14 protein-coding genes are annotated in these 10,401 nt (G+C 48.0%); 4 read left to right on the top strand and 10 right to left on the bottom strand.

Features of this window, described 5'->3' with window-relative positions:
- The 5 genes from HMPREF9443_RS11080 to HMPREF9443_RS09270 form a co-directional block, all read right to left on the bottom strand.
- Positions 1 to 524 (bottom strand): recombinase family protein (locus tag HMPREF9443_RS11080; RefSeq protein WP_009146346.1); only part of this gene is annotated, 524 nt, incomplete at its 3' end.
- 94 nt (positions 525 to 618) lie between these two features.
- Positions 619 to 831 (bottom strand): hypothetical protein, encoded by a 213-nt coding sequence (locus HMPREF9443_RS09285; protein ID WP_002584948.1) that lies wholly within the window; start codon positions 829 to 831, stop codon positions 619 to 621.
- The gene (gene mobV, locus HMPREF9443_RS09280; protein WP_002575862.1) at positions 815 to 1,759 is read right to left on the bottom strand and encodes a MobV family relaxase; all 945 of its coding nucleotides are present in this window, start codon (positions 1,757 to 1,759) and stop codon (positions 815 to 817) included. The genes HMPREF9443_RS09285 and mobV overlap by 17 nt, the downstream gene beginning before the upstream one ends.
- A gap of 173 nt (positions 1,760 to 1,932) precedes the next feature.
- Positions 1,933 to 2,328, bottom strand: a complete 396-nt coding sequence (locus HMPREF9443_RS09275) for a replication initiator protein A (protein ID WP_002575861.1) — start codon at positions 2,326 to 2,328, stop codon at positions 1,933 to 1,935.
- 111 nt (positions 2,329 to 2,439) lie between these two features.
- The gene (locus HMPREF9443_RS09270) at positions 2,440 to 2,853 is read right to left on the bottom strand and encodes a cysteine-rich VLP domain-containing protein (protein ID WP_002575860.1); all 414 of its coding nucleotides are present in this window, start codon (positions 2,851 to 2,853) and stop codon (positions 2,440 to 2,442) included.
- 228 nt (positions 2,854 to 3,081) lie between these two features.
- On the opposite strand from HMPREF9443_RS09270, the gene HMPREF9443_RS09265 reads away from it, so the two are divergent.
- Entirely contained in the window at positions 3,082 to 3,345 is a 264-nt protein-coding gene (locus tag HMPREF9443_RS09265) for a hypothetical protein (RefSeq protein ID WP_002575859.1), read from the top strand.
- Positions 3,346 to 3,423: 78 nt separating this feature from the next.
- A complete protein-coding gene (locus tag HMPREF9443_RS09260) occupies positions 3,424 to 4,224 on the top strand; it encodes a helix-turn-helix domain-containing protein (RefSeq protein WP_002575858.1) in 801 nt (266 codons plus the stop codon).
- Between the two features lie 80 nt (positions 4,225 to 4,304).
- Here the strand turns inward: HMPREF9443_RS09260 and HMPREF9443_RS09255 are convergent, their stop codons facing one another.
- From HMPREF9443_RS09255 to HMPREF9443_RS09240, 4 genes are all read right to left on the bottom strand, one after another.
- The gene (locus HMPREF9443_RS09255) at positions 4,305 to 5,525 is read right to left on the bottom strand and encodes an MFS transporter (RefSeq protein ID WP_002575857.1); all 1,221 of its coding nucleotides are present in this window, start codon (positions 5,523 to 5,525) and stop codon (positions 4,305 to 4,307) included.
- A 375-nt stretch (positions 5,526 to 5,900) separates the two neighbouring features.
- Complete coding sequence (locus HMPREF9443_RS11075; RefSeq protein WP_009146344.1) at positions 5,901 to 6,194, bottom strand: hypothetical protein; 294 nt, start codon at positions 6,192 to 6,194, stop codon at positions 5,901 to 5,903.
- A gap of 455 nt (positions 6,195 to 6,649) precedes the next feature.
- Complete coding sequence (locus HMPREF9443_RS09245; protein ID WP_006555379.1) at positions 6,650 to 7,504, bottom strand: extended-spectrum class A beta-lactamase ACI-1; 855 nt, start codon at positions 7,502 to 7,504, stop codon at positions 6,650 to 6,652.
- Between the two features lie 275 nt (positions 7,505 to 7,779).
- On the bottom strand, positions 7,780 to 8,625 hold the full coding sequence (locus HMPREF9443_RS09240) for an IS3 family transposase (protein ID WP_009146341.1): 846 nt from the start codon (positions 8,623 to 8,625) through the stop codon (positions 7,780 to 7,782).
- A 26-nt stretch (positions 8,626 to 8,651) separates the two neighbouring features.
- On the opposite strand from HMPREF9443_RS09240, the gene HMPREF9443_RS10625 reads away from it, so the two are divergent.
- Complete coding sequence (locus HMPREF9443_RS10625; RefSeq protein ID WP_009146340.1) at positions 8,652 to 9,047, top strand: HpaII family restriction endonuclease; 396 nt, start codon at positions 8,652 to 8,654, stop codon at positions 9,045 to 9,047.
- A 26-nt stretch (positions 9,048 to 9,073) separates the two neighbouring features.
- A complete protein-coding gene (locus HMPREF9443_RS09235; RefSeq protein ID WP_009146339.1) occupies positions 9,074 to 9,502 on the top strand; it encodes a very short patch repair endonuclease in 429 nt (142 codons plus the stop codon).
- A 149-nt stretch (positions 9,503 to 9,651) separates the two neighbouring features.
- Here HMPREF9443_RS09235 and HMPREF9443_RS09230 read toward each other — a convergent pair.
- The coding region (locus HMPREF9443_RS09230; protein ID WP_009146337.1) for an Rpn family recombination-promoting nuclease/putative transposase at positions 9,652 to 10,401 on the bottom strand (750 nt) is incomplete at its 5' end.

Here is a 10,401-nt window from a genome sequence, read left to right as displayed (position 1 = left end):
ACCACCAGCTTCTTTGTGTTGATACCGTCCATCTTGATAGGCTCCGTATGGAAGCCGTAAGGGGCTTTCCCGCCCATCTTAAAGCCCCGCTGACTGCGGGAGTAGTAAGCGTCCGTCACCCGCTTCTGTATCGTTTCCCGTTCAAGCTGGGCGAACACGATACAGATATTCAGCATGGCCCGTCCCATCGGCGTGGAGGTATCAAACTTTTCCGTAGAGGACACAAACTCCACATTGTACTGCTGGAACAGCTCCATCATGTTGGCAAAGTCCAGAATGGAACGGCTGATACGGTCGAGCTTGTAAACCACGACCTTTGCAATCAAGCCCCGCTTGATGTCCCGCACCAGTTCTTGAAACTTCGGACGGTCTGTGTTCTTGCCGCTGTACCCTTTGTCTGTGTATTCCTTGCAGTTACCGCCTTTCAACTCGTATTTGCAAAATTCAATCTGGCTTTCAATGGAAATGCTGTCCTTTTTGTCTACCGATTGTCTTGCATAGATTGCGTCTATCCGATTGTTCATATTGTCGCTCCTTTTCTTAAAAAAGAAACGGAGCTGCTGACAGTTCTATTATACCGCCAGCAGCCCCGCAAATCAATGATGGGTTTGGAAAACCTTATGTCCCGGCTTCCTCACTCTCCCGCTTGTCGGCGTACTTGCGGAACACCTCATAAAGCTGCTGTTCCAGTTCCCGGCGTTTGGCTGCTTCCTGTTCCGGCGTGAACACCGGGGAGAGATTTTCCAGTGTGATTTCCTTTCCCTGAAAAGTCACGATTTCGATTTCCTTTTTGTATCTGATATTACTTATAAGATCACCTTTCCTTTCCATGCTGCCGCTGTTGCCGTTTCAGTTCCGCTAAAATCTCCGGCGGGATACGGTCAACCAGCCGCCGCATATCGTCCAGTTCGCTTTTTAACTTCGCCCGTTCCATCGTGTCATTCATCTTGCCTTTTTCGCTGGCCTTTGCCCTGACTTCCAGCTTTTCATTTTCCGCTAACAAGTCATTGATTGTGACCTTGTATTTTTTCAGTTGCCCGGAGAAGTTCTCCATCTGCGGAAACCACTTTTTCAGCATGGAGAGGGCTTCCTCTTTCTTCTTTCCGGCGTTCAGCGGGGTAATGCCGGAGAGAACCGCTTCAATGGCCCTCGCCTGTTTGGAGAGGTTGACCGCCTGTTTGAACAGCCGGGTGGGGATATGCTTCCGGCCCGTCTTGCTGGCGCTTTCCCCACGCTCCAGGTCGGGGTACTGCTCCACCATACAGGCGTGAAAATCGTCCTGCCACTTCGTCAGATTGGCCCGGTTGCCGATAATTTCTTTGGCGCACAGGCGGTTGTCCTTTGTCAGCGGCACAAAGACCAAGTGCAGATGGGGCGTTTTTTCATCCATGTGTACCATAGCCGAAACGATGTTCTCCCGGCCCACCCGGTCAATGAGGAAGTCCGCCGCCCTCTGGAAGTAGGCCGCTATCTCCTTTGGGGACTTGCCCTTGAAAAACTCCGGGCTGGCGGTAATCAGCGTGTCCACAAACCGAGTGCTGTCCTTGCGGGTGCGGCATCTGGCCTGCTCGATGCGGCTCTGAATGAAATGGTAGTAGCGGCCATCCGGCTTGACGATGTGGAAATTGTACTTGCTCCGGCTGGTGTCAATGTCCGGGTTGCTGGCGTACTGCTCCTTTTTCCGTTCATGGTGGGCTTCCAGCGGCCCCGCCGGGTGGCCCTTGTGCTTCTCAAATCGCAAAATTGCGTGTTGTGCCATTGAACTCCTTTCCCCATTCCATTCCTTTCCGGCGGGTTTTCCCGCCGAAAATATCTCTGATAGGATTGGAATGGAATGAATGTAAATAGATGGTTTTAATCTCTGTATTTCTATATACCGTCAGATTTCCGTACTTCAAGAGGATTGATTTTCGTACTCGCCAAGTACGGTTTTCAGCCCTCCGGCGTACCATAACCGGATTTCTTGAAGTCGGTGTTTGGAACCGCTTCATAGGATTTCGGGTAAATGCGGTTGGGTTTTCCACAGCCCTGTTTCTGGATTTCCACCAGCCCCGCATACTGCAACTCCCGCAGGGTGTTGACCGCTTTCTGCCGCCCGCAGCGGAGCAAAGCGACCACCTCGCAGATGGGGTAGTACAGGTAGACCCGCCCGTACTCGTCCGCCCAGCCGTTCTTCCGGGACAACTCCGCCCGGCGCAGGACAAAGGCATACAGCACCTTCGCTTCGTTGCTCAAGGGCTGGAATGTGGGTGCTTCAAAAAGGAAATTGGGGAGCCGGGTGAAACTGAACGCCTTTTCCGGCTGGTGAATATAAATCGTGTTTGTCATAGCGTGTTTTGTGGACGGTTAGAGGCCCGTTTTCCGGGGCGAATGATAAATGATACCAGCCGCCCCGGTTGAGGGCTTGCGGAGCCTTGCAAATCAAGGCTTTTCCCGCTCTTAACTGTCCACAGCAGACCTCCTTTTCCGTTCACTTTCTGTTTTCTGCCGCCTGTGAACTCTGGCGGCGCAGTCCGGGCAGTATTTGCCCCGGTTGGACTTCGGGACGAACACACCGCCGCACTCCGCACAGCGTTTCAAGTCCCTGTCCCGGTAAATCTCCGCTTCCAGCGTCCTGTCCAGCGGCAAGACCGCCCAGCGGAACCACTTGCAGCAGACGGAGAACGAAATCATCTGCGGACAGGCGCAGGTGTCGCCATCGTCCAGCGCAAGGCAGTTTCCGTCCTCGCAGTTGCAGCACTCCCGGCGTATCAGGCCGCTGGCTCGTCTCTTCTGGGGCGGGGTTATGCGGTAGGGGGAGCCGTCCGGCCTGTGTTCCAGCGGCGGCAGGTGTTGATAGGGTCTTTTGCTCATGCGTCCCTCCGTTTTCTTTGGCGTGTTCTGTTTCCAAGGTGCTTGTCCATCGATGAACTATCCCAAGTCTACACCTTTTTGACCGCCTGTGCCGTATATCCAAGAGGTAGGAAATCAGCCTGAAAAACTCCCTATTTCCACGCTCTCGGATTTGTGATATAATCAAAAAAAGATAAAAGACAAATTCAGGTTTCTGGTCTTCTTGCACAAAATAAAGGAGGAGCTATTATGCAAATTGTTTATATTCCAAGCGAATCAATGTCTGTTCAAGGTAAAAAAGATGAAATCTATAAAAGATATGGGAAAGACTGGAATATTAGAGAACAGGGAGGAGGTAACGGAAATTGGTTGTTGACCAGAAAAAGTGATGTGCTTGTAGATGGAAAAAGTTATCGTACTTTTGTACTTGAACACTACGGTAAATCCAAGCTGACAGCGAAGCTTGTTGATAAATTTCGTGAAGATGTAGCAAATGGTAAAATAAAACTGTAAATGCCTATGCCGTTATGCTATGAGCATAGTACATAGCATAACGGCTTCTCTTTCGTTGAGCTAGCAAGGAGGGTGAATATGTCTTTATCCATACAAGAGCGATTAAAAGACCTACGTGTGGAGCGTGGCTTGACGCTGGGGCAGCTTGCGGAGCAGACCGGGCTTTCCAAGTCTGCGCTGGGCAGTTACGAAACGGAAGACTTCAAGGACATCAGCCACTATGCCCTTATCCGGCTGGCGAAGTTTTACGGTGTGACCGCTGATTATCTGCTGGGGCTGTCTGAAATGAAAAATCACCCAAACGCCGATCTTGCAGACCTGCGTTTGAGTGATGAAATGATTGACCTGCTGAAAAGCGGGAGGATAGACAATACCCTGCTGTGTGAGCTGGCGGCGCACCCGGATTTCCCCCGGCTGATGGCTGACCTTGAAATCTATGTGAACGGAACGGCACTGAAACAGGCGCAGGGTGCAAACGCCATAGTGGACACGATGAGCGCAACTGTTATAAAAAAGCATAATCCTGGCATGAGTGATACGCAGTTAAGACAGCTTATCACCGCCCATATTGATGAGGACGAGTTTTGCCGCTATGTGATACAACGGGACATAAACGGGATTGCCCTTGCTCTGCGGGAAACACACAAGGACGATTTTTTCAGCGTCCCAGAGGATAACCCGCTAAAAGAAATGCTGGAAACTGCTGGTGAAATCGTCAGCCAGGACAGCGACACGGAACAAGCGTACTTGGCGTTTATCTGCAAACGGCTCAAGCTGAATTTTAGGAAGCTGTCAGTAGAAGAACGGAAGTGGCTGAAAAAGATTGCGGAAAAATCCGACTTGCTGAAGAATCCAAAACCGCAGAGAGGACGAAGATAAAAAATGCCTGAACGGCGGTTCTGGTTTTTCAGAACCACCATCCAGGCATTTTGTTTAGTAATAGAAAAAGGTGCAGTTGATTATTGCGTATTGTCAATCTCTCTCAAACCGGGTAGTAAAAATACGGCAAGCGCAACGATGATAATGCCAATTCCGCAAATGACAAACCATTTCTCAACTCCCAGCCGCTCCGCCAGAGGCCCGGAAATGACAAGGCCAAACGGCATGGCGAGGGAAGCGGCGCTTGTCAGTAGAGAAAAAACTCTCCCCAGATATTCTGGTTTGACCGTTTCTTGAAAAATCGCATCTTGCACACCGTAAAATGGAGCGGAAATTCCCATAACAGTACAGCACACAACAAAGACAAGAAATGCGTCTGGCGGCAAAAGCCCGGAGAGCATATTGCTAACGCCCATCAGGAGAACGGAAAGACCGATGGTGTACCGCCGTTTCTTAAAACCGCCCCAAATGCTCAGAATGACTCCGCCAAGCAGCATACCAACCGCAAAAGCAATTTCAGCGGCAGAGGCATGGGCCGGTGTTCCTTTGAAGTATGACATACAGATGAGAGGAAAAAGCGTACTGATTGGCATATAAAAGAACATATAAATTACACCAATCCAGAGCAGAGCAAAGAGGCCCCTGTTTTGCTTTAATACCACATACCCCTCTTTCATATCCTGTAAAAACTGTTGTCTTTTCGTTTCTGGACATAGTTCAGGCGTTGGTATGGACGAAATCGCAACAGTCACACAGGCAAGGATTGCACCCACAATATCTAACAATATAATTGCATTAAGAGGCCAAACAGCATATAAAAACGCTGCGGCAGCTGGACTGATAATCGCACTTACTGCTTGCATGGTCTGCGTGTAACCAGCGCATTTTGTAAGTTCCTCTTTTGGCACAATCATAGGTGTTGCTGCGCTGAATGCTGGAGAATGAAAAGCAGTTCCCGCACTTCGGATTAACAGGACAACCATAATAGACCATACGGGCAATTCCATGTAAAACGCCACCAGCGCCAGAATACCGCCAGCGGCGGCAATTATCAAATCCGCACCAATCATTACGCTTTTACGGCTGTGCCGGTCAACAAAAGCACCTGCAAACGGGCCTAAACAGGCTTGCGGCAAAAATCCAATCAGTGTTGCCGCCGTCAATATGATTGCAGAATTAGTTTTCGCAACCAAATAAAAGATAATGGCCATTTGCAAAATACCGCTGCTAATAAAGGATATTGCTTGTCCGGCAAGAAGTGTAAAATAAGTTTTTCTCCATGAATTGTTGTTTTGGGTCATAATGCGAACCTCCTTTTTTATTGCATTGTTCCTTTGTTTCTGCAATAAAAAGCAGGCGTTGTCCCACAGAGAGGGCAGACGCCTGCATAACAACAAAGCACGAAAAAACACCACGATACAGTTCAAAGACTGCTCGTGTCAAACCTACGTGTTCCTTTGCATACGCACGCAAAAAAAGCCCACCATCATGTGGAAAGGTACTTCTACTTTTTATTGCTTATTAGCGTACACAAATTAACACACGTAAGCCTCCTTCCAATCTCAAACTGTCGCACAGTATAACACACATCCGATAGACTTGTCAACCATTTTTAACCTTGTTTTCCATCTTGTTTTTCCATCTCTTACGGGCAGTAGCAAAGCCAGGCGAGCCAGTCAACGGTCAAGATGAACGGCGCTTTCAGCGCCGCCGTTGACAGTCTCGCCCGTCTTTGCTAATGGGTAATCAAGGCGGGAAAGCCATTTTAGGGCTTTCCCGCCCATTTCAATTTTGGGAGAAGAAAGGCCCCAAAATGAACGAGTGCGGCCAAACACTTTTATGGATTGGCCACCTTGTCCACCCATCCAGCGGGGCGGCGGGGAACGGTCAAGGCCGGGCGTCAGCCCATTCATTTCAGCCTTGACGGTTTCCTGCCGTCCTGCTACTTTTCCCGGAGTGTGGCCACACATCTGGTCACGGTGTCCAGAGCTTTGGGACTTTTTGTCCCATAGGCCGGGGGCGGAGGACGAGGGACGGGGGCTTTCATAATACGCCCTGTCTGCTGCTGAAATCAGCCCTTTGTTTCCGGCTTACCAGCCCCAAACAAAGCCCTGCTTTCCTGCCGCGTCAAATGCCCTTGCCCTCCCCGGCGGCAACGGTATTTTCAGGGCAACGCCGACAGAGCGTATAACACACTACACTTTGCTCCGCAAAGTCGTGTGCCAAATGGGGCGCTGCCCCCTTTGGAAACCCCCGCAACAAACAGGTGCTATGCACCCAGCCGGGAGCATAGCGCCGTTTGTTGTCAGCAGCCCGTTTCACGGTCTGCGTGTAGTTCCTTGTAAACTGACCTAAATGTTTGGCGAAATATTTTTGCGTGATGGCCCTCTCTGCCCATCGGCAATACCGATGCTATCAAGCCCCTTTAAAATACTAAATTATCAAAAATTCGTTTTGCCGCCTCCGCAATCATAGCGTCGTCAGATTTTGCATTTTTTTCCGTGCGGCGCGACATTATCGCCATGACAATGGGTTTGCGATTGGGCGGATAAATCACGGCAATATCATTCCGCGCCCCATAATCGCCTGAACCGCTCTTGTCGATAACTTTCCAACCTTGCGGAGTTTCTGCCTTGATAAGCGTGTCGGTTATGGAATTGTCGCTCATCCAATCAATCAGCAGTTTTTTCTTGTCGTCGCTCAAAATATCGCCGAATATATAGACTTGCAAATTTTTTACCATCTGTCTCGGCGTGCTAGTATCACGATTATCTTTTGGATTGAAAAGATTAAGTTCAGGTTCATTTCGCGCAGGTTTGGTAGTTTTGTCGCCAATATTTTTAAGTGCCACCTTGAAATTTTCCACGCCGCCGATCTCCTGCAAAATTAAATTTGCCGCCGTGTTGTCACTCCACCTGAGCGATGCCGAACAAATTTCCGCCAGCGTCATGCCATCAGCAACATGGTCTTTGGTGATTGGCGCGTAGGACAAAATATCTTCCGCCGAAAACTTACGAATTTCATTCAAATCGGAGGTATTTTTTTGTCTTAGCAATTCTGCAGCCGTAAAAACTTTGTGTGTCGAGCAGTAGGAAAAACGCGTATCAGGTTTGTAGCAAATTTTTTTTCCATTCTCCATGTCAACGGCGTAAACACCAATCACGGCGTTATATTTATTTTCCAGATCAGCAAGATTTAATTTCTGCCGCGCTTGACAATCCTGAAGGCAGAAAACCATCAAGCCACAGATTATCAAAAACAAAAAACAAAATTTCTTCATAATAACCTCCTACTATCTGTTGAACGACCCGCCAAATTCAACGGGTCGTATTGGCTCAATAGAGCGTGATCATCAGCAATTAGCACTCTTATTGCCATTACTAATACATCACTTCATACAATCAAAGATGCAGTCACTTGCACTTGTCAACAAAAATTGGACACAAAACTAAAAAAATCAGGCATAAAAAACGAATCGATGTACAAGATTCATCAACTTTTCTGACATCCTTCAAGCTTGTTAGACAAACCATGCCATCGATAATGCAGACGAGATCAGCAGATGGGCGTGTGACGTTCCCGATACTGCTTCGGCGTCAGGTAGCCTAAGGAATAGGCTGGCCTCTGTTCATTGAAGAAAAGAATGTAGTCATCCACCTCCTCCTTGACCGGTTTCTCGCCGGTCACATGCAAGTCCATGAACAGCTCCGCCTTGATCCATCCATTGATGGACTCCATAGCGGCATTGTCTGTGGGGGTCCCGGCACGTGACATGGATCGGGTGATGCCGTACATGGGCAATAGCTCGTTGTAGGCTTTGGAGGCGTAGACCGATCCCTGGTCAGAATGGAGAACAACCATTTGGTGCTCCGGATGCCGTTTTTGCCACTCAATCAGATTTTCCAGTCCGCTGATGTAAGTCATGCGATCACCGCGTTTTGCAGAGAGGGAATGACTGACAATCTCATTGTTCCATAGATCCATATAAAGAGTCAGTTCATGGTAGATGCCTTTCACATAAAAAGCGGTCATATCACTCACGATGCACTGCATTGGCCCATCGATCTGCATTTCAGACATGAGCAGGTTGGGAAATATCCGCGCTGGATCGCCAGCCTTCTTGTACCTGTAGTGCTTGGATTTGCTCTTGATTCCCGCAATCCTACAGCATTTGTGGGCATAGGGATCGGACAGGACAATCTCTTTGTCCAACCGTATCTTGGCGTTCAGCCAGCGATAGCCGTGCGATGGATACTTCCAATGGTACTCCTGGAACAGCAGGACGTTGCTCAAAAGGCGCTTTTCTTTGCCCGACGGCTGAGAAAGATGTTTTTTCCAAGCGTAGAAACTGCTCCTCTGGATGCCCATATCGCTTTCTATACTACCTACCAAACTGTCCATGACTATGGGTACATTATATTCCGCACATGCTCTATAATTATTTCTTTTTAGGATTTTCAGAGGTAGACTTAAACAAGGTTGTCGAAAGAGTAATACAAGACAATCCGGCTGGTTTAAAACGTCCTGAAATTAAGTATCCGTATATGGTGAAGAACTTTTTATACGCTGCTTATTGCGGTATGACGGCATCAACCTTATGGGACGGAAAGAGCAATGTTAATGGCGGTTTCATTACTGTTTGCAATAATGGTGATGTACTTGCTCATTACGCTTTAGAATCGGATGCATTTAAAACTTATTTGTACAATAACTGCTATTTAGAGTTTCCGTCTACCAGTCCCAACCATGGTAATTATGGAGTTGTTTATAAAGAATTCAGCAGATATTACTTTAGATTGAACTTCCAGATTCGTTATAAATAAGTTAAGGATGGCGAGTATATTCAATTATGGACAAGCTGACTAAGGAGCAACGCCATAAAAATATGCAGGCTATCCGCAGCAGGGACACCAAAATAGAAATCCTCCTGCGCAAGGCCTTGTGGCACGAAGGCATCCGCTACTGCAAGAATTATAAGGTGTGCAGCTGCCATCCGGATATCGTCATTACCAAGTACAAAATCGCAGTATTCTGTGACGGCGAATTCTGGCACGGAAAGAGTTTGGAGCGCTACGATGTGACGACCAACGTAAAATATTGGCACGAAAAAATCAGGCGTAATGTGGAGCGTGACCTTGAAAACACCATTGAACTGCGCGACAACGGCTGGATAGTGCTGCGCTTCTGGGAAACGGAAATAAAAAAGCACCTCGCCGACTGTGTGGCAGAGGTGCAGCGCTGCATTGACGCAAGAAGAAGTGCTGTAAAGAGAAAGTAAAGTTGACGCGAGAAGAAGAAATGGCGCTCACGGCGAACGCGCAACTGACGCGAGAAGAAGAAGTTGCGCTGTACGGCGAACATATAAGACTAAAGGCGTTCTACCCAACTGCGGTAGAACGCCTTTTGCTTTAATGTTGTGTGTGCGTATCAGGCTTGCTCAGCTTGCTCTTCCTTCAGCTTCTCTACATCAGCGAGAGATAAATTTGTAAGCTCCGCAATATCCTCGAGAGAATAGCAGCCCTTGGCCAACATGCGCTTAGCAGTAGCGATATTGGCATTTGCTTCACCTTCAACAAGACCTATTTCCTTGCCTTTGGCAATGCCCACAGCTTCGCCCTCACGTCTTTCATCTAACAAACGTGCTTCCATAAGCATAAATTCTCGCCTCACTTTCGTATCGAGTTTCAGATAGCTGATTTCATCATCTATCTGCTTGGTAAAATCAGTAGTTACAATGTGGTTGTTTACATAATCATAAAAGCTTTTGATGTCTTGAGAAATAGCGCCATGCGTACCTTTCGTGTTCAACAGCATAGTAGTCGCTTCATCCGGAAGCTCCAGCTCCAGATTTTCCATACAACGCTTCTTAAAGGTATAGACATAATTACCTTTTTCAAAGAAATCAAAAACGCAGATAAAAATGATAAATGTCGGTGGCAGCAGGTCATACGGCTGTCCCTTCTGCAGCAAATCAATATCAAGCAGCGCCTGATAATAGCGTGAACGCTTGGGCAGAACGTAGGTATCCGTATCGGGATTTTTATTGTTTTTCACCTGCATCTCCAGATTATAATGCGTGTTTTTATCATCCGCTACGATGATATCAAGGCGGATACCGCGGCTGGTGTACTCAGGATCAAGCGTATTTTCTGCCTCCAGATAGTTGATATCCGCAAT

Source organism: Phascolarctobacterium succinatutens YIT 12067, assembly GCF_000188175.1.
In the GTDB taxonomy this organism is placed as follows: domain Bacteria; phylum Bacillota; class Negativicutes; order Acidaminococcales; family Acidaminococcaceae; genus Phascolarctobacterium_A; species Phascolarctobacterium_A succinatutens.
The sequence above is the reverse complement of the archived record's forward strand: the minus strand, read 5'-3'. Positions and strand labels throughout refer to the sequence as shown.

Coding starts and splice junctions, on each gene's coding strand:
- mobV (WP_002575862.1), bottom strand. CDS start 1,759: ATGGCACAACACGCAATTTTGCGATTTGAGAAGCACAAGGGCCACCCG.
- HMPREF9443_RS09260 (WP_002575858.1), top strand. CDS start 3,424: ATGTCTTTATCCATACAAGAGCGATTAAAAGACCTACGTGTGGAGCGT.
- HMPREF9443_RS09275 (WP_002575861.1), bottom strand. CDS start 2,328: ATGACAAACACGATTTATATTCACCAGCCGGAAAAGGCGTTCAGTTTC.
- HMPREF9443_RS09245 (WP_006555379.1), bottom strand. CDS start 7,504: ATGAAGAAATTTTGTTTTTTGTTTTTGATAATCTGTGGCTTGATGGTT.
- HMPREF9443_RS09255 (WP_002575857.1), bottom strand. CDS start 5,525: ATGACCCAAAACAACAATTCATGGAGAAAAACTTATTTTACACTTCTT.
- HMPREF9443_RS09235 (WP_009146339.1), top strand. CDS start 9,074: ATGGACAAGCTGACTAAGGAGCAACGCCATAAAAATATGCAGGCTATC.
- HMPREF9443_RS09240 (WP_009146341.1), bottom strand. CDS start 8,625: ATGGACAGTTTGGTAGGTAGTATAGAAAGCGATATGGGCATCCAGAGG.
- HMPREF9443_RS09285 (WP_002584948.1), bottom strand. CDS start 831: ATGGAAAGGAAAGGTGATCTTATAAGTAATATCAGATACAAAAAGGAA.
- HMPREF9443_RS09265 (WP_002575859.1), top strand. CDS start 3,082: ATGCAAATTGTTTATATTCCAAGCGAATCAATGTCTGTTCAAGGTAAA.
- HMPREF9443_RS09270 (WP_002575860.1), bottom strand. CDS start 2,853: ATGAGCAAAAGACCCTATCAACACCTGCCGCCGCTGGAACACAGGCCG.
- HMPREF9443_RS10625 (WP_009146340.1), top strand. CDS start 8,652: ATGCTCTATAATTATTTCTTTTTAGGATTTTCAGAGGTAGACTTAAAC.
- HMPREF9443_RS11075 (WP_009146344.1), bottom strand. CDS start 6,194: ATGTGTGGCCACACTCCGGGAAAAGTAGCAGGACGGCAGGAAACCGTC.